Here is a 20,913-nt window from a genome sequence, read left to right as displayed (position 1 = left end):
AGCAACACCCTCTCCACATCAAACCGACACTCAAGAATATCGCTTCGCTGCTAATGGAGAAAGCGCAGCCTTATATGGCTGCAAGCGAAAATAAATTCGGCCCCCAAAACGATGAGCGATAGACCTCCGGCAAGGGTCACTCTCTCGGGCGATGTGGTCTTGAAGAAATAAATATCCAGGAATGACAGTATTCCTGAAGCAACCAGCCAAGCGCCAAGCACCAAAATCACCGCCACAACGAATGCAACCATGTCCAGGACGACGAGTTCCTCTTTATCTTCGAACGTTTGCGTTACGTTCAGGTAGCGGGCGCAAGTGAGACTGTCTTTCTTTAAAAGCGTCGCGCCACGCGCATAGGGCGCAATCCGGGTACTCGGACGTCAGCAAAAAGTCCTCGCCGTTGAGGAACTCGTTGTGGGGGATCCGACGCTGACGTTCATCGACGAGGCGTTGCTTGCGACGCATGCGTTCTTGCTACGCGAGTTCGACATGTTCGAGAAGGCGCGTGCGATGACGCGAACAGACAGGCGCGCTAGGTTGATCATGTTGGCTAACGGCGTGCGCGCGATTGTGGCGCTGACATATGTTTCGGCGATCGACGATCCGTTACGGTCTTCGTCGTCGAAGTAAGTCGGCCCACATTTTTGTCTTACACCAAAAAAATATCACTTGAGCGAAAGAGACGTGACCGGACGGAGCACTAAAATCGGCGACGCCGGCGTGTGCACGGCGCTTTATGAAGCCGTCAATCATACTGAAGCGGCCCGTGAAGGGCGGCGGCCTCAAAAGTTGGGCGATGAAGCTAGACGTTTCTAAGAATCTCGCCAAATCGCCGGCTCTCTGATTCTCTGGTTGAGATAGGATCAGTGGATCGATGCGCGGGTAGCCGGGCTTTTTCGACGTAGATGAGCTACTGAAGCGGTTGAGCGGGCTCGGCGATCATCTGGAGGTGTTCGCGGCGGCGGTCGATTTCGAGTTTTTCACGCCGAGCTCGTCGCGCCGTTCGGCTATTCCGACGGCGCGCAGGGCGGAAGGCTGCCCTTCGATCCGGTGACGACGCTCAAGATCCTCGTGATCCAGGCGATGGACAACCTCTCCGCCGAACACGCCGAGTTTCTCATCACCAAGGAAGCGTTCATGGCGAAGAACGGTTTCGTCAGCCGCATCCATCGCAAGAAGCCCAAGGATCGACCGATGCTCAACACCGTCCGTCGCGCCAACGCTCTCAAATCGATCGTTCACTCGCTCGTGGAGCAGGTCTTCGCCAAGCAAAAGGACAGAATGGACCTCTTCATCCCAACGATCGGCATCGCCCGCGCCAGGATAAAAATCAGGATGACAGACTCCCGTCTAGAACTTCAAACGGCTGGTTTTCTGGCGAAGGATCGCTGTCCCCTGACGCTCCGCAGGGACGGAGCGGCGATACGGGGGCCGGCGCGATTCAGCATCGCATGTGGATCGATCGGTCGCCGTTCGACCTCGGCAAGTCGGTTTGCGCGATTCAAGTGGCGACGTAACGAGCAGAACCGTAAGAGTTTCGAGGCAAGGCGACCACCAGGTTTCCCGGAGCGCTCGTCCCTCGCGGGGACGATGGACGACGCCGACCCCGAATAGAAGAGTGAACCGACGAAGGAAGTGCGTGAGCGGTTGATAACCAAGGGTCCGTCACAGAAGAGGGGGCGGTAGGGATTGACTGGCGAAGCCTGGGTCCGGATCGTCAAGGGCTCGGCACGTGGCGTATCCTGCACCGCACGCCGGTGTCACCGCTGGCGCTCGAAAATCCGGCGGCTGGACTTGCTCCTTTTCTTCCTCGACCTTACCATATCCAACCGTTTGACGGCCTAAGTATTCCCTCCCGAGGAACGATCCTGATGTCGGACTCGGGTCGTATTGTAAATAGTGTGCAGGTGATGCTCAATGAACGCAACGCTAAATGATGCGCCCACGCCTTGTCGTATCTCCAATTGACCACCAAGTTGGTTTGCAAAAGCCTCCATTATGCCGATGCCAAGTGAGCTGGTTCTCGTATCGCTCGCCTGAGCGTCTATGCCTGGTCCATCGTCGATGATGGATAAAATAAGACGACCTCTCATGTCTCTTGTTAATGAGACATCGAACCGGTTTCCTAATCCCTTAGAGTATGCGTGTTTGGCTGCGTTCAGTGCAGCCTCGTTTACCAAAAAGACGATTGCGGTCATCTGGTCAATCGAGAGGCCGGGAACGTCCTCAACACAAGTGTGGATAGCCACGGGAAAGTCATGCAAAACCATTGAAAGAACTTCCCTCAACAGCGGTTCAAGCCCGTTGACGAAAGCGGGCTCACCGTAGAGACGTCGATGCAGCTGAGACATCGAGAGGAGTCGTTCCTCAGCGTGATTGAGGTTTTCAGCTGCCGTTACAGGGTCTTGCAGATTTCGCTGAGCGACCCGTATTAAGCTTACGGCCAACTGCAAATTGTTTGCGACTCGGTGTTGTAATTCGCTGAACAGCGTATCCTTCGCAGCCATTGCTGTGGTTGCGCGCTTCAGAGCCTCACGCGAGACGGCCAAGACAAAAACGCTGAAGCAGCCAGTAATTACGAAGGCGCCAATGGTTCGGACACCCTTTAGGACAAAAGTGTTGCGAGGCTCTAAGATGAACTACCAACTCGCAAACGTAGATAGTACAAGGACGAGAGTTCCGTCAAGCCATCCACAGATCAGGGTGGCTGTTAGGATAGCTGGGTAAAAGATGATGAAAGCCAACCCATCGAGTGGTGGGTCCAGCAGAAATCCAACGATGAGGCTTGTGGTGAAGAAGAGCAACGCAAAGGCATGAGGCACAATTCCATGGCGCCTACTCGAAAACTCGCTGACCCTGCGCACCCAAGGCATTGACAAGCTCCATAAGTGGCATCAAACTCTTGTACGCATAGAGATTAGTTCTTTGCACACCCACTTCTTGAGCGGGTACGCGCCGCAGCCGGTCGTAGGCGTCGAGATAAGCCGCGAGGCAAGGACGCGCGAGCCAATTTTTCCGGTCTAGCGCTACTTTTTCATCCTCGTAGCGGCCTCCTTAGATTCTACGACGTTTCGACTTGAGATCTCCGGCGCATCTCGACCCGAACCGACTCATTGTTGCTCCAACCGAGCTTAATCCATATTACGAATGGGGAATGCGGAAACGTCGAAGTCGATTCCCAAGACAACTTAGTGGTCAACGAAGCGCCGTTTGCCGGTGGAACCGGGGCCAGGCATCAGGCGACGTCCTTTAACCGTGACTCATTGAGAGCGCGAGTCTGCTTTAAAATCTTGCTGAGTTCTTCCAGTTGTTTCTCCCGGTTCGGAGCGTCTTCGCTTTCTGACCCACTCGGATACTGGTCCATGACAGCCCGTGACCTAGCTATCTCTCGTTCATTCCAGAGCCATAGACCAAAGCATACCAGCCCGATTACGATGAGAACGGCAACGGGCTCGCGGGGATAGATCAAGGAGAGATCTGGGGAACACTCATTGGCATACTCGCAAGCCTCACGCCAATCCTGCAGCCATTGTCCGAAAACCGTCATTACTGTCTTCCTTCCTTACCAGAACTGTTATCGGCTTCATTGTGCGTTCATATTTCAGAGAAATCTACCCGTCTCGCGCCCTCGGTTACAGCGACAGCTCAATCACAATTACAGGCCTGGTGATAAATCCCGTGGTTGTTTTAGTTCTTACTCACAGTCGATAATATAGCCGACACTTGGGGGTTCCTATAGATGAAAGAGCGAGAATTGCGTGGATGCCTTTGCGAGTGTCTTGAGTAATGCATTGTTAATGAATGTTTGGGCGAACCTCCCCGGAACACTGACTGCATCGACAAGTTGCTCTACGCTTGGGTTCTTATCGATGAATTCAGCGACGTACACGCCAGCAGCTTTGCTACGCATGGAAAAAATGGGCCCTACGAAAGCTTTCGCGATGGATGGATTTAGTCGGCGTGGAGTTGGTTGTGCGTCTTGCCAGCCGTTCCATCTGGTGATGGTTCCTATAGGTTTTGAGCCGATAACCAGGGCCTCAAGCATACGTACGAATCGCGAATGAAAAGCGACGGAGGCGATGGGGGGGACTGCGACACTAGAGCGTCGTCTAATTAGAATTATCATCATGATTTTTGCTACCCAATTAGGTTGACAACTTTATCTTACCAAGCCCTATGTATCGTGCCACGACATACAACGTCGATGCGGTTTTTCGTCGCACGAAATGTGTTTCAGTATTTTTATAAAGTCATCGTTCGATCTCGTGAAATTATGCGAAACGGGGCTGTGCTCTGAAGAATGAAGGGATAAACGCTGGCGATTTCTTGATCTCGGCCATTTGCGCCTTGATCTGGTCGAGCAATCGCTCGCCCTTGCGGTGATTGCAGTCTCCTCAGACAAGGGGGCGCACGGAACGCGGGATAAGGACGAGCGGTGTGGGGCGCTGTTCAGCCATGTGGACCTCGAGGTGCGCGCTCCGCGGTAGCATCCCTTGCGGGTCATCCGCGTGCTGACAAACGAGGCGCTCGCCGCTCTGGCCCGGGAGTTCTCGGCGCTCTACCTCTCAACCGGACGGCCATCTATCGCGCCGGAGAAGTTGCTGCGCGCAATGCTGCTGTAAGCCTTCTATTCGATCCGTTCTGAGCGACAGCTCATTGAGCGGCTGGATTTCGACCTGCGGTTTCGCTGGTTCGTCGGCTCGGGATCGACGATCCTCGTCTGGGATCATTCGATTTTTTCCAAGAACCGCGACCCGCTGCTCGACTGCGACGTGGCGGCGAAGTTTCTTTGCGCCTTGCTGGCTAAGCCGCCCGCGAAACGGCTTCTGAGCAATGACCATCTTTCGGTCGGCGACACGCTGATCGAAGCCTGGGCGTCGTTGATGAGCTTCACGGCGAGAGGGAGAGGCGAAGCGAAGGGGACGGACGACCCGACTTCAGGCCACGGCTCGCGCATCCGCGAAGCGGATTTACATGGCGTTAAGCGTTCGAATGACACACACGTCTCGACCGGCGATCCGGACGCGGAGCTTTATCGCAAGGGCGCCGGCAAGGAGGCGAAGCTATGATTCATCGGCCAGGCGTTGATGGAGAACCGCAACGCGGTTTTCGTCGACGCCCGCCTTACGCCTGCGGACGAGCATGCCGAACGCGTTGCCGCGCTGCATATGATCGAACCGCGCGCCAACCGGCCCAAGCGGATCACGCTCGCGGCCGACAAGGGCTATGAATCGGAAGAGTTGGTAAACGCGTTGCGGTCGATGCGGGTGACGCCGCATGTGGCGCAGAACGTGAGTGATCGATCGTCGGCCATCGATAGACGCACGACGTGGTATAAAGGCTACGGGAACAAAGCATCAGACCCTCAAGTGCTCAGAGGTTGAACGTCGGCCATGGAAGTCAGACTCTGGTGCATTCCGGGTTTCGGAATTGTAGAGCACTAATCTACCTCGTCGCACGATATACGACAAGAGGAAAGACCGTTCATAGCGTAGCTTTAAGACATGACGATAAGAGGCCTGGACTGTGGGCAGCGATCGATGAAGGGCTAAAACACCGGGACCCTGACAATGAAGAGTTCGGCCTCGCCCCCATGAACATTGAAAAGCCGTAGCGACGCCATCATTGCACCACGATTAGTTTCCTGTCGTGCTAGGAAACGGATGACTTACTCTGAAGCTTTTGGGGTTAGATTGGGAACAATCCGTGTCCTGCCGAGATGTGATGGAAATTGGTCGGCGTCTCGGGGTTGCTCAACCCGAGCGATTCCGCATTCCCTCGCTGGAAAGGAGACCGCCGAGAGTTCACTGGGCGACTTCGCGGGATACGTTTTGAGTTTGGAGAAGGCTCCTTTTCGATTGGGTTCGTGTGCGCGACCCCCTTGCTCCCAATCATCTAACGAGTTATCTTAGCTCGTAATACGATACTAAAAGCTGACCCATATGAAATCTGGGAAAAGACTTCAATTAGCAGGAGGAATCGGCGTTGGACCAACTCGAAAGCCGCGATTGGAGGCTCATCTCAAGACTTCGTCGTTTCGGTGCAAGGTTCGTCGAATATTTCAATGTGTTTTCTTCAAGACAACAACGTCTAACGCAGCTCGGTCAGGCTGGTTTCGCGGCATGCATGATTATCATAGTCATCGAGCGCACGCCACCAATAGCTCTTGCGCAAGATTTTATGATTGGTCACCTTAAAGTTGAAAATCCACACCTGAGAATGCCCAACAGAGGCGAGAATAGCGCATTCCTTTCAATGATCGTTCATAATAATGGGGATACCCCCGACACGCTGGTCAACGTGACGTCCAGACGATTGGGGAGAGCGGTGTTACACAACACTTCGAAACACATTGTCGTCTCAAAGGGCATTATCATCCCTCCGCATGCCGCGGTGTTGCTGGAACCCGGACGTCCTTTCGTTTCGTTCCAAGATATAACCGACGCGTTCTCGGTCGGCAAAGACGATGAGATCATGCTTGTGTTTGAAAAATCAGGCGAACTAATGATAGAGGCGGAAGTCGAAGCAACCGACTCCTATCGCCTGCATGATAGATAAGCTACTAATTCTAACGCGTCAGGAGTTTTGTAGATTCGCGGTTTGCTGAAGTTGCTAGATGCAAGAAATATCGTTCAGTTGCTGCGAATTGGATAGTATCGACGGTCCATGTGAAATCGTACACGTTCACATTAGGCGACACCTACGCGAATCGGTCGCCGTGGGGCATGAGAAGCTAGCCTGCGTCCATGTAGACAGGCCGTAGATCGCATGCCATCGCGACTGGGACTACCGCAAGGACGACTGCTCACGTCCGAGCGTCGTCCGGCGACGAGGTTGGAACGCGGGAATAACCGGGCGACCACGAACGCCGTGAAGGCGAAGGCCACGATCTGTGTGAAATTCTGGCCTTGGAGACGGTGATGCCCAAGGCGAACTCGCAAATGCGAATCAGCTCTCGGTTGGGCGGTTACCATCGTCTGGCGCACCCGAGCGGAAAGGTCGCTCACTGCTGCCCGTCGCCCAGTGTTGGAACCAAGGTAGGCGCGAGACGATCGCCGCTACGCTGAAGTCGCCTCGCCCGTCGCCGACGCACTCCTCGAGTGCGACGCTCTTGCCATTGAAGCGGGATTTCGAGGCAAGGATCCGTTGATGGCAGGCAGTGTGAAACAAGTGATCTTGACCTCCCATTGAAACTTGGATTATTTCCGCGCTGCGATGCCACGCGCCTGTCTCTTTTTGACGTTTAGAGTTCAACGCGCACTTTTTGAAGTTTCGCTGCAAAAGCAGTCGTAGTCAGCGATTGCTGCCTCACAATTCCGACGGCGACTAAAATTCTATATATTGAGACGCAATCATCGTTATCTCCGCGTCGTCTGCTCAGCGCGCGAGCCCGAGAATGTGGCCCTCCGAACGCTCGCTAACATGATCACAAAAAGATTTCGCGCCATGCGACAAAAAACCGCATCGATTGTATATCGGACAACGATGCAGTATCGATCGTGAGACGACATAGGGATCTCGCTGCTGTCCATGGGAAAGAGGGACTCAGATATGACAATTATTCGCAAGCTCGCGCTTCGTTTGCGGTATCGGCTCTTGCTTTAGGGTTTCCAATCGCCGAGCAGAAGCTTCCGCTCTTGGTCGGAAACGTTCATTCGGCGTAAGACGAACGTTCTGGTCACGGTTAGCGGAAGCGACACGAAAAACCCGGCATCCGGCGACTTGGCGCATTGGCGCGCGCGTGGTGGAAAGAAAGCTCCGACGGGAGATGGAGTGGAAAATGTTCGATGTCTACCAGAATAAAGCAAATCCGACGGAACGAGTTGTAGTCATTCATAGCTCTCCGCTGCCTGCTATTTTCCCGATGGAAAAATGGGCCTTTTTAGGAAGTGTGAGTTCTGTCAGTGCAAATATAGGCAGCTATGTTTCCGACAACGGATTTTATATTTATAGAACGAGTATTGAGTTTAAAAAAGGAGAGGCTATTCGACACGTGTAATGAGCACGAAAGCTCTAGCGAATCTATAAGAACGGCTAAGGGTCTGGGTCAAGAAGGAGCCGGAGGCGTCAAATGGACAGGTTATCGAAAGTCGAACCTTTATACTGCGCGTTTGCAGCAACATACGACGCATCTGTGCTATCAGGAGTTTTTGACCTTTCTTGTCAAATCGGCGACATGTCCCTGGTGGTTGATCGTCCTGGAGATTCAATATTAGGGAAAGAAAAGGTGTATCTGCGTTTAGCTGTCTCTCGATAGCCACGGCGCGCCCGAATTGCCTTTTCGAAGCCAGCCTTCTGACCATTGGACGGCATCAATGAACCGACGCCAAATTCAAGCTACTCAATTAGCAGAGGTGGAATGGTATGTGGAGGTATCCGAGCGGGTCATTGACCGGAGTCGCCGCGAGAGATGCAAGACTCCACAAACACGTCAGCATCTTGCTCTATTCAAAGAGATGAGGAGATGGCATATCGCTCACCGCGACTGGCTTCGAAAACAACTGGGAGAAGTAGCTTTGGTGGAGTCGTTCGCTATTTCGAATGGCATCGACCTATGTCCTAAATCCTCCCCTAATTCATGCGCCCGAAATGACAAATGATTCTCGTGCAATTTGCACAAATAGTAATACCAACGGTTTTGCCGGCGGACTCGTGGAGGATTGAACGAAGCCGCTGATCGCGGCGGGAGGGGCGAGGTCGCGTGATTGGCCTCCTGTCTGAGAGGATTTGGGCGTTGCAACCCACCCTCAGACAGGAGGTTTCCAGATGGCCGAGATCAGCCCTCTGCGTCGTCGCATGATCGAGGACATGACGGTCCGCAATCTTTCTCCGGCGACCCAGCAATCCTACATTCACGCCGTCGCGAAGTTCAGCCGGTATTTCGGGCGTTCGCCTGACCGCCTGGGCCTGGAGGACGTCCGCGCCTACCAAGTGCATTTGATCTCGAAGGGCATATCCTGGGCGTCGCTCAATCAGATCGTCTGTGCGCTGCGTTTTTTCTACGGAGTGACGCTTGGTTGCGAGACGATCCCGGAGCGGATCGCCTACGCCCGCGAGCCGCGCAAGCTCCCGTCCGTGCTGAGCGCGGACGAAGTGGTCCGCTTTCTCGAAGCCGTCTCGAGCCTCAAAGCCCGCGTCGCGCTCACCACGGCCTATGCCGCGGGACTGCGCGTGTCGGAGGTGATCGGCCTGAAGGCGGCCGACATCGACAGCGACCGCATGGTCATTCGGATCGAGCGCGGCAAGGGCGGCAAGGAGCGCTACGTCATGTTGTCCGAGCAATTGCTCGGCATCCTGCGCAGCTATTGGCGTCTGGCTCGGCCGGAGAGCTTTTTGTTTCCCGGTCGCGACAAGGATAAGCCGATCGATCAGACCGTCCTGCACGCCGCCTGCCGTTCGGCGCGTGCGGCGGCTGGTATCGACAAGAGGGTGAGCGTCCACGTCCTGCGGCACAGCTTCGCGACGCATCTCCTGGAGAGCGGCGTCGACATTCGCATCATCCAGGTGCTGCTCGGCCACGAGCATCTGTCGACGACGGCGCGCTACACGCAGGTCTCGACGCATCTGATCAGCGGGACGAAGAGCCCCTTGGACTGCCTTTCCTTGGAGGTGACGCCGCCCGAGTAACCGGGCGTGGAGAGGCCGGCGATCGAGCTCGCCGACATCCTCCGGCGCCATGGCGGCGCCTATCTTCACGATCACGCCGGCCATCTCGGCCGCTGCGAGCGCCGCGTCATGAGCGCGATCGCGACGTGCCGGACGGCGGCGCTCGGCGGCCATATGGAGCAATGCGATGATTGCGGCGCGAGACGCATCGCCTACAACTCCTGCCGCAACCGGCATTGCCCAAAATGCCAAGGCGCGGCGCGGGCCGCCTGGCTCGACGCGCGCAAGGCCGAGTTGCTGCCGGCGCCTTATTTCCACCTCGTCTTCACCCTGCCGCCGGCGGCGGCTGAGGTCGCCTTCCAGAACAAGAGGCTTCTCTACGCCACGCTGATGCGCGCCGCGGCCGAGGCGACCATGACGCTCGCCGCAAATCCGAAGCGCCTCGGCGCCAGGATTGGGCTGCTCGCGGTTCTCCACACCTGGGGCCAGACGCTCACCCATCATCCCATGTCCATTGCGTCGTCCCGGCGGCGGCGTCTCGCTCGACGGCGAGCGCTGGATCGTTTGCAAGCCGGGCTTCTTTCTGCCGGTGAAGGCGCTGGCGCGCTTGTTCCGCCGATTGTTCCTCGCCGCCTTGGAGGCGGCGTTCGACAAAGGCGAGCTGTGCTTTTTCGGCGAGCTGGCGCCGCTCTGCGAACCACACGCTTTCGCCGAGCGCATCGTCGCGCTGCGCAAGACAGATTGGATCGTCTACGCCAAGCCGCCTTTCGGCGGTCCCGAGCAGGTGCTCGCCTATCTCGCGCGCTATACCCACCGCGCAGCGATCGCCAATTCGAGGCTGGTCGCAGTCGGCGACGATGGCGTCGCTTTCTCTTACAAGGACTACCGCCGCCAGGGGCGCCGTCGGATCATGCGCCTCTCGCCCGACGAGTTCATTCGCCGCTTTCTGCTGCATGTGCTCCCCGACGGCTTTCACCGCATCCGCCATTATGGCCTTCTGGCCAGGGGCGACCGCGAGGAACGGCTCGCGCTCTGTCGTCGGCTCGCCGCCGCCGCCGAGGATCCGGCCGAGCCGAAGGTCCGCGCCTGCGAGCATTCATCGACCGCCGCAATTGGCGCCGCCTTCCCATGTCCTGACTGCGGCGGACGCATGCGCCGCATCGGCATCGTTCCACCCGCGAGGCCTCGCCCGTTCCGATGCGACACGTCATGAGCCCGGCCATCATCTCCGCTTGGAACCCTGCGCAACTCCCAGTTTCGCTCGTCGTACGACACGCCGACGGGACGCCGCCTCGCGCCGCGAGCGCGAAAATCTTCATCCACATGACGCCAATACCGCGACAGACGGCCACGAACTCCGGCCTGCTCGATCGCTTCCCGCCCACTCGCCGAGTTCTCGTCCCCCGCCACAAGCGCCGGCGCCCGCCGCGGCCCTGTGCCAAACGACGACGAGACGCGCTTTCCCCATAGTGACTAACGACCCGCGCCTTCGTTCAATCCGGCTTATGTGAGGTCCGCTCCGGGACAAGCCAAACATCGTGCCGCGGACCTCACATAACCCTCCAGATTCCCGGATCGGCGGCAGTCTGATTCAAACGGCCTCCTGGCGAAGGAGGCCGGAAGTGGCTTATCCCGTTGTCCCAAGTCCGTCCATATTTAGTGGCTTCCCGATCTCGGTGGCATGCTTTTGGTCCTCAGTTTGCGCGCGGCCTGAGCCGTCGCGTCGCATTCCCGTCGCCGTCTTTCTGTGGCGCGGCGCTCGCCTAACGGTCTTTTCGCCTTTTCGAGGATTGGCGTGTCCCGCGATGTCCCAATAGCTCACGGGTTCATGATGCGAGGCGATGCCGAGAATGGTTTCGAACGATACGTGTCGATAGAAGCGCCGATTATAGCGAAAGACGAATTCTTCGAGATAAGTGTCGACGTGCTTTCGGCGCAGGCCGTGATACGTCCCCAGGCTCCAGCGCTTCAACAGCGCGAAGACTCTATGAATCCACGGCAACACGACATGGCCCGCTTTTTGCGTGTTTGCGTCGCGGGTTGGCCTGGTTCGTGTCGCGATCAATCACTTCGACCGCGCCTGCGATGAGAATTTTGCCGGACGCGCCAGGGTCGAAGAATGCATCGTCCGCACGAAAGGGGATTTGTGTCTGATCGACTTCGACAACCCCTTCGAGAGGTTCGCGGTTTGGATCGACCATGGATCGCCGCAGCTTGAACATGTCCCCGCAGGTGCTGTCTGAGGTGAGGTCGCCGCCGCCGCCCGCAAGTGCGCTCTCCATAGCGCGGTAGCGAAGCGGGTGGCGCAGCGGCGGCCATTGCCGGTCTTCAGCTAAGGTTCGGTTTGCGAATCGAAAATCCTTAGCAGGAGACGACAATGACCGACGAGAGAATGGCCCTCATCGAACTCATCGAAAAGGGGGCCGGGGCGGATTTGATCCGAGAGATGCTGGCTTTCGCCGCCGAGCGGCTGATGGAGCTGGAGGTCGAAGAGAGGACCGGCGCCCCTTGCGGCGTGCGCTCGCCCGATCGGCAGAACAAGCGCAATGGCTATCGCGAGCGCCCCTGGGAGACGCGCGCCGGCCGGATCGATCTTTCAATCCCCAAGCTGCGTAAGGGCAGCTATTTCCCATCCTTCCTGGAGCCGCGCCGCACGGCGGAGAAGGGAACGATGCGCCAAAAGCTGTTGCGATTTCGCAACAACGTCATTTATCATAGATTGTTTCTTTTACCACCGTCGTTGACCGAGGCGCTTATCAATGCCACAGAGTCCGCAACAACCGAGAGAGCGATGTTTGGCGTGAGAGTATTAATCTTGTAAACTTCTGCTCTCAGCCGACCACGAACAGATACGATGTTGCCAATATTCATGCTTACGAAATCGTTTTGAACCGACTCAGTAAAGACGACTACTCTCCACCAAGTTATTGAAGCGCCTTCCTTCAGGCGTAGAGTAGCTGTTACGAAGCGTTCGCCTTTTCTATTCGCGCACATCAAAGGCGCACTAAAAAGCACGCCTGTGACGTTAACCGTTGCTTCCAGCCGAGGAACGTGAGCGCCTTTTTGTATCGCTTTAATCATTCAATCGACTTCGATTTTTCACTTGACCATTAGCTTCATGGGAAACTTGTCCTTGATTACAATGGCCCCGCGCAAGAGACTCGGTTTCAACATACATTCGTTACCGGTTTGGCGCATCTCGGTTCGAATACTTTAGGAAGGACGCTCAGAGATCGACAATGCAAGGGGCTATTTAGACAACAGTTACTCATCTCCTGGCGAACCCTTGCAATAATACGACACACCTTCAGCCATATAGCGATTGTATTCCTGAAGGGAGACGAGAACATCTATCTTGTGCTCAAGTCCCGCGTTGACAGCCTCGTCTTTTTAACGATCAGCCAAACATGACTTCCGTATCCACTAACCTGCCGGGATTTATCTTGAAAGCGTGAAGACACAGAACGCGTGGGCAATATCACTGCTGATCTCGCAACACCCAGCCGTACTAACTCTGTCCGAATGGTCCGTTCCCGCTGCGCAGAAATCCTCGTTTTTAATGCCTTGGTCCTTCCCTCCTCGCTGGAAACGCCCACGACGACGTACGCGTTAGGAAACGTGCGTAGGATTTGTGCGATCTGTTTCAACTCTTCGTGCGCCTGTGTCGTGAGCGTTGCTTTGGTCGGAATGAACGAAATCCTAGTCAGATTGAAAACGGCCTCCTTGGCATGATCTTGCTCTAAGAAGGATCTCAACTGCTTTCCAACGTGTGATACGTGAATTGTCTCGCCCATTTTAGGGCGATTTGCCTCCATCAAAATCGCGGGTCTCTGCGAAGAGAGTGCGGGCAGGCTTGAAGGAGGAGCGAGCTTAAAAACGTCTGCTGCGGCGCTGACGTGACGGTCGTTGCCGACTGAGCCCTCTGGGAGCTCTACGGTTGGGCCGTCCCCTCTGTTTCGAGTTGAGCGCAATGTTGGGTCGTGTGAAATAAGGGTGGTTGACGTACCTGCTAAACGGGTCCCCGTGAAAAGCCAGGTCAAGCCCACTACAGAAAGTAGCATGACAACGACACCCATTACCGAAAAAATGGGACGCCACGTAACGTCAAGAGAGGCGCGACTAATGTCGACTGTCGGTGAACCCTTCCCCTCTAGCGGCATTACTCCGAAGTAGCAACACCACACCCAAGCCTTCTTGACAGGCATCTGGGAATCGTCTTGCGCGTCTTCACCTCTCCCGGCTGGACTGCCGTCGTCTAGACTATGACGCACATGCGTCCATTCGCTCTCAAGGGATGGCAAAACGGACCTCCCATTCCGAGAAGCCACGCAGGTATTTCGCCGAGGTAAGCATCTGAATCATCATCCTGGAACTCAAGAGGTCCTTTTGCAGAGTGGAATTCGACGATCTTTTCGCCTTTGCCGCGCGTCGGGGTCCAGGCAGAGCCGTTATCGCCGACACAGTTTTGTCCGAGAAGGACGCAGGCTTTTCGAAGGAAGGGAACGATAACCGATTGTCATTCCTAGCTTCATGAACGACCCGCGGATCCTGCCACAAGCAGAGTATATCGTCAAGCGATATACATCGCAAGAAACGGGAACTGGGCGCTTGCCGCAAAACGAGACACGTGGGCTGGAGGAGGGTAGACTGGCTTTCCAGTGCGTTGGGCTCCGTAATTCGTCGATTTATCAACACTGCGAGGTCAAGGACAGGCTCGTGTCCATTGCTGAGCTTTCAGGCGCTTGAGCGGCGCAATAATTGCTCGCACTTCAACTTGACTAGGTCCCTTGCTATGTCGTATCACGATCCAAACATACCATTGGCAGCGCTCACGGTCGAAGCGCACGACGGAGATCCCACGTGAACAGTGTCGTAGTACTCGCCCTGAAGCGCCCCTACACCTTCGTGGTCCTCTCAATATGTATCCTGATTTTTGGGGTTATGGCGATTTTCAAAACGCCTACAGACGTCTTCCCAAACATCAAGATCCCTGTCGTTGCTGTCGTGTGGTCTTACGCCGGCCTGCTTCCAAAGGAAGTATCGGGTCGTATTACGTATTACTACGAACGCGCGCTGACCACGAACGTTGAGGGCATTGAGCATATTGAGAGTCAATCCTATTACGGCAGCAGCATCACCAAAATATTCCTTCAGCCAGGGATCGATCTCGCGGCGGCTGAGGCGGACATAGACTCGATCTCCCAGACAGTTACGAAGGCGCTCCCGCCTGATATCTCGCCGCCGATGGTCATGAGGCTAGAAGCCTCGTCGGTCCCAGTTGCGATGCTAAAGGTTACCGCGGAGAACTTAACCCCCGCGGATCTGTACAATTTGGCCAAGAATAAAATCCGACCGTTTCTCGTGATGATTCCTGGAGCGATCCTGCCGCACCCTTACGGCGGTCAGGACAAGCAACTTCTGGTTTCACTTGATCAGCAAAAGCTACTTGCGCGTCATCTTACGGCTACGGATGTGCACAATGCGCTTGGACGTCAAAGCATCGTCCTTCCTGCGGGCGACGTAAAGCTTCACGCGACGGATTTTTTTGTGCAAACCAACGCCACGCCCATGCAGGTTGAAGACTTCAACAACATTCCAATTAAGCGCGTTGGGAACGCCACCGTCTACATGCGTGACGTCGCTGACGTTCGTTTAGGCGGGCCCCCGCAAATTAACGCCGTTCTTGTCGATGGCAAACAATCGGTGTTGATTGTCGTCATGAAGAGCGGCGAGGCCTCAACCCTCGATGTCGTTGATGGGATCCGGAAGGCGATCCCGCGCATCGAAGAAATCGCTCCACCAGGGGTGAAAGTCGAGCTTCTCAATGACGCTTCGGTCTTCGTCAAAGACTCGATCACGGATGTTCTACGAGAAATGGCTCTTGCTTCCGCCCTGACCGGGCTGGTGGTTTTGCTATTTCTTGGCTCCTGGCGCGCAACCGTCATCATCGCCACATCAATCCCACTCTCGATTTTAAGTGCGATCATCGGCCTGCATTGGGTTGGCCAGACGATCAACGTAATGACACTCGGCGGTCTGGCCTTAGCTGTCGGCATTCTGGTGGACGACGCCACCGTGATGATCGAAAACATCGACACTCATATGGAAATGGGGAAGCCGCTTGAAACGGCGATCATCGACGCCGCCAACCAAATCGTTATCCCAACATTCGTTTCGACCGTTTGCATCATCATTGTCTGGTTCCCGCTGTTTGAATTAACAGGCGTCTCTGGTTGGCTATTTACGCCGATGGCCGAAGCCGTGATGTTCGCAATGATTGCGTCATTTATCTTGTCGCGCACTTTGGTACCGACCATGGCGAAGTATCTTCTGGTCGATCATAACGCTCCGCCACTGCACGGCGATGGCCATGGCGAAGCTAAAAAGGATGCGCAGAAAGGCCTTCGGGGCCGAAAATACCCGACGCCGGAAGAGATCTATGAGCTCGCGAATAAGTCTGCCGAGCACGATGCTTTGGCGGGAGAAGGAGGAATTTCTCATTTTGCGGTTCCCGTGCTCGAAACTCATGGGCATTCACATGGGCGAAAAGGGATCTTTGCTCGCATCCAACGAGGATTCGAGCAGGGTTTCCAAACGCTGCGTAATCGGTATAACGAACTCCTCGCCAACGTGCTTCAGCGACGCGGACGCTTCGTCGCTATATTTCTTGTTTTTGCGGTCTTATCCATTGGCTTGTTCTTCACAAATGGTCAGGAATTCTTTCCGGAAATAAAATCCGGAACTCTGCAGATGCATGTGAGGCTTCCTCTTGGCACTCGAATCGAAGTGACCGGGCGCATCGCCTCTTTAATATCAAACGACATTGAGCGACTATTGCCGGGGCAAGTAGAGGACATCGTGAGTAATTGTGGTCTTCCGGTCGGACCCCACAATTTGGCGTTCATTCCAACGCCGACGATCGGTCCTCAGGACTGCGATATGACGATAGCTCTTAAAGACGAGGTCTCGCCCGTTTGGGACTTTCGGCGCATTCTCAGGAAAGGGCTGACAGATCGCTACCCGGGGACAGAATTCACATTCCAACCCGCGGACCTAACCGCGAAGATTCTGAATTTCGGCTCGCCGTCGCCGATAGACGTTCAGATTAACGGCGGCGACCCAAACGAAAGCTACGAGTTCGCCCGTAAACTGGCGAGCAAGATCAGGAAGATCAACGGTTCAGTCGACGTAGTGATTCAGCAAACCATGCGCACCCCGACGTTGCTGGTCGAGGGAAACAGAAGCCTCGGTCTAGGTGTTCATCTTACGGAGAAAGATATCGCCGACAATCTGTTGATGACGCTTTCGGGCAGCCAGCAGGTCGACCAGGTGTTCTGGCTGGACCAAAAGAGCGGCAATTCCTATCAAATCAACGTGTACACGCCGCAATATCAGCTCACCAAGGTCCAGAATCTCTTGACAATTCCGGTCGACAAGGGAGATCTCGATCCGTCGGGCAATGAGATGCAGCTGCTCGGTAGCGCCGCGACTCTATCGCTCAAAGGGACCCCTGGCGTCGTCTCGCACGCAAACATCATGCCGCTATTCAATGTTTACGTGTCAGCCGAAACGCGCGACCTTGGCGGCGTCTTATCTGATGTGAAAAAGGTGGTGGAGGAGTCGGAGAAGGAGGCGCCTCGCGGCGCGGCGGTCGAGGTTCGCGGCCAGGCAGAGACCATGCACAGCGCCTACATCGAACTCATAGGTGGTCTCGTCGCGTCGATTTTGCTGATCTATCTACTCATCGTGGTCAATTTCCAGTCGTGGCTCGACCCCTTCATCATCATTACGGCGTTGCCAGGCGCTTTGGCGGGGATCGCCTGGTCGCTGTTCCTGACGCATACGAATATCTCAGTGCCGGCGCTAACTGGAGCCATCATGTGCATGGGAACGGCCACGGCAAATTCGATTCTTGTCGTGGCCTACGCACGCGAACGGCTGGAATTACACGGCGACGCGATGGTGGCGGCGCTCGAAGCTGGCTACGCTCGTATCCGTCCGGTCATCATGACCGCTTCAGCCATGGTCATCGGCATGCTGCCAATGTCGATGGCCAACTCGCAAAACGCGCCACTCGGGCGGGCTGTTATTGGCGGGCTCATCGTCGCGACCTTTGCGACCTTATTCTTCGTCCCCTGCGTTTACGCAATCCTCTATAAGCGAAACCCTCGCAAGTCTGAGAGCCTTCGATGAACACGGACCTGCTGCGAATATCTAATGTCAAGACGAAGCTCCGCGCCAGGCCAGCGCTTTCAGCCGCGCTACTGCTTTTCGCGCTTTTTATCGCCTATGAATTTTACGCGCGAAAGCGTGCGGCGGATTTGCTCTTTAAAGAGACGCTCGAAAACGCGGTCCCGACAGTGTCGGTAACGTATGCAAGGTCTGGGCCGCCAAGAGAGACGATTACCCTGCCTGGCAACATCGAAGCCTGGTTTCAGGCGCCGATCTATGCGCAGGTCTCAGGATACGTAAAGATGTGGTATAAGGATTACGGCGCTCACGTAAAAAAGGGCGACGTTCTCGCTGAAATTAATACCCCCACATTGGACGCGCAATATTCGCAGGCAAAAGCGGCCTTCGAAGCCCAACGCGCCAAATATAATCTTGCCGTCGTCACCGCTCAGCGTTGGGTGGCGCTGCGTAAGTCCCACGCGGTTTCGGAGCAATCGATTAGCGTTCAGGAGGCAAACGAAAAAAAGGAGAAGGCCGACTTGGAAGCGGCAGAACACAATGTGCACAACTTCGACGCGCAGCTGCAATTTAAAACGATTGTGGCGCCCTACGACGGCGTGGTGACGGCCCGCAACATAAACGTGGGCGATTATATTAATAAAGAGGGCAATATCAGCGACCGGAGTTCGGTCACAAACTTGTTCTCCGTGGCCGACATTCGCAAGTTACGACTTTTTATTTCGGTTCCGGAAGCCTTTGGGCATATCCTGAAGCCAGGCCTCACTGCGGACGTCATGGTGCCTCAGTTCCCAAATCGTCACTTTAAAGCCGAGTTTTTAACCGTCTCAGGAGGGTTTGATCCCAATACTCGCACAGCTGTCACGGAATTCATAATTAACAACGAACACAAAGCGCTGTGGCCAGGTTCCTATGCGACAGTAAAGCTAACACTTCCGACCGATGCGAACACTTTGACAATTCCATCCAGCTCACTCGTGTTTCAAGAGCATGGCGCGCAGGTCGCCGTAGTCACGAAAGATAATCGGGTTCATTTCAAACCCATAAAGATCGTTAGAATAATAGAAGGGAGGATCGAGATTTCTGGGGGTGTGACGAAAGAAGACCACATCGTCAGCAATCCGAGCGCCGCCTTGCTCGAGGGGGATAAAGTGCGCGTCGTGCAGCCTGCAAATGGCTATGAGATCAACCCTGAAGATTTGAACTGACTCGTCCGAAATTCTTGCGCCATCCGGCGAGCCTTCTCGCACGGATAGCCATGCTAACGCGCGTAGCCGGGTTGTTAGGATCAAAACATCTTATGGCCGTCAACAACGCCCCTGAGAGAGGTCGGATGCCTTCTGATTTGTCTAAAAACATCTGGCGCCAGGGCTCGCCCTTGCTAGCCCTGGCCTTGGCAAGCTGCAATGCGTTGCCCGGGGTTGATCTCGCGCCGAATTATACACCTCCTGAGTTTATCGTCCCCGCGTCCTGGCATGGCGCGAGTCCCTTTGTCGAGGCGAGGCCATCCGACGCCGAAATACGCTCTGATTGGTGGAAACTTTTCCGCGACCCGGTCCTGGACAGGCTCGAACAGCAGGCCATGGTCTCTAATCCCGACTTGCAGGCGACCGCAGAGCGATTTGTGCAGGCGCGCGACATAATGATGGGGATTCAGTCAAGGCTTTATCCGCGCCTCGGGCTCGGCTTTGGAGCCTCCGACAACAAGCAATCACAGGCCGCGTTGTTTCGCGCGCCGGATAGTCCAATTCATGATCCGTCTGTTTACGACACGGGAATTGCGTCCTGGGAGCCGGATTTCTGGTATGCGATTCGAAATGAGACCCGCGCGCAGATTTATCGTGCAGAACAACGCGCCGCTGAATATGCGCTGGCGCGCTTGAGCGTCCAAGCCGAGATTGCCTCGGATTATTTCACGCTGCGCGGTCTCGACGCCCAACAGGGAATATACAAGCAATCTATTGATTACTATAAGAAATCTCTGGCGATTGTTAATGAGCAATACATGGGAAAGATCGCTTCTGAGCTCGACGTTGCCCGCGCCAAAGCGTTGCTTTCTAATACGGAAGCCAAGCAACTGGAGGTTCAAGGCGAGCGAGAGGTCGTGGAGCACGCACTTGCTGTTTTAGTCAATATGGCGCCGGCGAGCTTCAAGATCGAGGCTGCTCCGGGTCTGAGGGTTATTCCCTTGAGAATTCCGAGGAAGCTTCCGTCGACCTTACTTGAACGTCGACCGGACATTTCTGCGATGGAGCGCGAAATGGCGCGCGCGAACCGGGAAATAGGTGTCGCTAAAGCGGCGTTTTTCCCGAGGGTGGAATTTAGGCTCGACGGGGGGTTCGAGGATCACGGGATTAATCTGATAAAGCTCGCGAATAGTTTTTGGTCTTACGGATCCACGATTTCTCTGCCTATTTTCGAGGGTGGCCTTCGCCGTGCTCAGTTACAGCAATCATGGTCGATTTATCGAGAAACTGAAGATAAGTATCGTTCGATAGTGCTCAACGCTTTTCGAGAGGTCGAGAACGGCTTGAGTCTGACGAATCGGCTAAACGCCGCTGCAAAAAAGCTGGACGAAACAGTCGCGGCTACCCAGAAAACCCAAGAGCTGACGATGGACTTGTTTCGCGGCGGATTGGGCTCCAGTCTGGATCTCATTTACGCCCAGGTCGCTACCCTAACGGCAAGAATAGACTCAGTGCAGGTCAAGACAAGGGTGCTAAAGGCATGTGTCGACCTCATCCGAGCCCTTGGCGGCGGCTGGGATCGCGGAAAGCTTCCCACAGATGATGAAATTCAGCCGTTCGGTCCGCTTCAGTATGATTTTGCAGAAAAGCCTGCTCCTGCTGGAGGAATCGACGTGTCGCTAGACAACCCTAATAACGATTTGACCCAGCCCGCGCGATGACATGCAATCGAGCCCGGCGGACTTCGGACCCCTTGAGCTTGCTGCTCGTGTTTGCTTTTAACCAAGCGTGGTCGTAGATCCGGAGATGCATGAATTCCTGTTGAATGACTCAAGGCTAACGCGAGCCGATCAAATATTGGCTTCAAGGTCACTCCCCGCCCACGTTCCATCTCGGCGCTCGCTCGAGCATGCCTAATCCCGCTGACGGA

11 protein-coding genes and 3 pseudogenes are annotated in these 20,913 nt (G+C 55.4%); 11 read left to right on the top strand and 3 right to left on the bottom strand.

Going from position 1 to position 20,913, the window contains the following annotated elements:
- Positions 1 to 414: 414 nt before the first annotated feature.
- Both WOC76_RS21760 and WOC76_RS24430 read left to right on the top strand, forming a co-directional pair.
- The gene (locus tag WOC76_RS21760; protein WP_341101821.1) at positions 415 to 630 is read left to right on the top strand and encodes a hypothetical protein; all 216 of its coding nucleotides are present in this window, start codon (positions 415 to 417) and stop codon (positions 628 to 630) included.
- A gap of 420 nt (positions 631 to 1,050) precedes the next feature.
- Complete coding sequence (locus WOC76_RS24430) at positions 1,051 to 1,614, top strand: hypothetical protein (protein WP_445730547.1); 564 nt, start codon at positions 1,051 to 1,053, stop codon at positions 1,612 to 1,614.
- Positions 1,615 to 1,841: 227 nt separating this feature from the next.
- On the opposite strand, the gene WOC76_RS21750 is transcribed toward WOC76_RS24430, so the two are convergent.
- Positions 1,842 to 2,507, bottom strand: a complete 666-nt coding sequence (locus tag WOC76_RS21750) for a sensor histidine kinase (protein ID WP_341101823.1) — start codon at positions 2,505 to 2,507, stop codon at positions 1,842 to 1,844.
- Between the two features lie 1,875 nt (positions 2,508 to 4,382).
- Between WOC76_RS21750 and WOC76_RS21745 the strand changes: the two are divergent.
- From WOC76_RS21745 to WOC76_RS21725, 5 genes and pseudogenes are all read left to right on the top strand, one after another.
- Positions 4,383 to 5,345, top strand: a pseudogene (locus WOC76_RS21745) (IS5 family transposase); the annotation flags it as partial.
- A 640-nt stretch (positions 5,346 to 5,985) separates the two neighbouring features.
- Positions 5,986 to 6,558: a copper chaperone PCu(A)C gene (locus tag WOC76_RS21740; RefSeq protein WP_341101825.1), complete on the top strand. Its 573-nt coding sequence runs from the start codon at positions 5,986 to 5,988 to the stop codon at positions 6,556 to 6,558.
- Positions 6,559 to 7,780: 1,222 nt separating this feature from the next.
- Complete coding sequence (locus tag WOC76_RS21735; RefSeq protein WP_341101827.1) at positions 7,781 to 7,999, top strand: hypothetical protein; 219 nt, start codon at positions 7,781 to 7,783, stop codon at positions 7,997 to 7,999.
- A gap of 767 nt (positions 8,000 to 8,766) precedes the next feature.
- Positions 8,767 to 9,627, top strand: coding sequence for a tyrosine-type recombinase/integrase (locus WOC76_RS21730; RefSeq protein ID WP_341101731.1), 861 nt, complete (start codon positions 8,767 to 8,769; stop codon positions 9,625 to 9,627).
- 6 nt (positions 9,628 to 9,633) lie between these two features.
- A pseudogene (locus WOC76_RS21725) lies at positions 9,634 to 10,819 on the top strand (IS91 family transposase).
- A gap of 414 nt (positions 10,820 to 11,233) precedes the next feature.
- On the opposite strand, the gene WOC76_RS21720 reads toward WOC76_RS21725, so the two are convergent.
- Both WOC76_RS21720 and WOC76_RS21715 read right to left on the bottom strand, forming a co-directional pair.
- Positions 11,234 to 11,611: a transposase gene (locus WOC76_RS21720; protein WP_341387488.1), complete on the bottom strand. Its 378-nt coding sequence runs from the start codon at positions 11,609 to 11,611 to the stop codon at positions 11,234 to 11,236.
- The gene (locus tag WOC76_RS21715) at positions 11,592 to 11,888 is read right to left on the bottom strand and encodes a hypothetical protein (protein WP_341101831.1); all 297 of its coding nucleotides are present in this window, start codon (positions 11,886 to 11,888) and stop codon (positions 11,592 to 11,594) included. Before WOC76_RS21715 ends, WOC76_RS21720 begins: the two co-directional genes overlap by 20 nt.
- A 95-nt stretch (positions 11,889 to 11,983) precedes the next feature.
- On the opposite strand from WOC76_RS21715, the pseudogene WOC76_RS21710 reads away from it, so the two are divergent.
- The 4 genes and pseudogenes from WOC76_RS21710 to WOC76_RS21695 all read left to right on the top strand — a co-directional run.
- A pseudogene (locus WOC76_RS21710) lies at positions 11,984 to 12,271 on the top strand (transposase); the annotation flags it as partial.
- 2,195 nt (positions 12,272 to 14,466) lie between these two features.
- A complete protein-coding gene (locus WOC76_RS21705) occupies positions 14,467 to 17,799 on the top strand; it encodes an efflux RND transporter permease subunit (RefSeq protein ID WP_341387487.1) in 3,333 nt (1,110 codons plus the stop codon).
- Entirely contained in the window at positions 17,796 to 19,004 is a 1,209-nt protein-coding gene (locus WOC76_RS21700; protein ID WP_341387486.1) for an efflux RND transporter periplasmic adaptor subunit, read from the top strand. The genes WOC76_RS21705 and WOC76_RS21700 overlap by 4 nt, the downstream gene beginning before the upstream one ends.
- A gap of 92 nt (positions 19,005 to 19,096) precedes the next feature.
- A complete protein-coding gene (locus tag WOC76_RS21695) occupies positions 19,097 to 20,704 on the top strand; it encodes an efflux transporter outer membrane subunit (protein ID WP_341101843.1) in 1,608 nt (535 codons plus the stop codon).
- Positions 20,705 to 20,913 lie beyond the last annotated feature (209 nt).

Source organism: Methylocystis sp. IM3, from assembly GCF_038070105.1.
Taxonomy (GTDB): Bacteria; Pseudomonadota; Alphaproteobacteria; order Rhizobiales; family Beijerinckiaceae; genus Methylocystis.
This window is presented reverse-complemented; position numbering and strand designations above follow the sequence as displayed.

Bases quoted from the DNA above. Each gene is read 5' to 3' on its own strand.
- WOC76_RS21695 (WP_341101843.1), top strand. From the start codon at position 19,097: ATGGCCGTCAACAACGCCCCTGAGAGAGGTCGGATGCCTTCTGATTTG.
- WOC76_RS21715 (WP_341101831.1), bottom strand. From the start codon at position 11,888: ATGGAGAGCGCACTTGCGGGCGGCGGCGGCGACCTCACCTCAGACAGC.
- WOC76_RS21700 (WP_341387486.1), top strand. From the start codon at position 17,796: ATGAACACGGACCTGCTGCGAATATCTAATGTCAAGACGAAGCTCCGC.
- WOC76_RS21730 (WP_341101731.1), top strand. From the start codon at position 8,767: ATGGCCGAGATCAGCCCTCTGCGTCGTCGCATGATCGAGGACATGACG.
- WOC76_RS21750 (WP_341101823.1), bottom strand. From the start codon at position 2,507: ATGGCTGCGAAGGATACGCTGTTCAGCGAATTACAACACCGAGTCGCA.
- WOC76_RS21735 (WP_341101827.1), top strand. From the start codon at position 7,781: ATGTTCGATGTCTACCAGAATAAAGCAAATCCGACGGAACGAGTTGTA.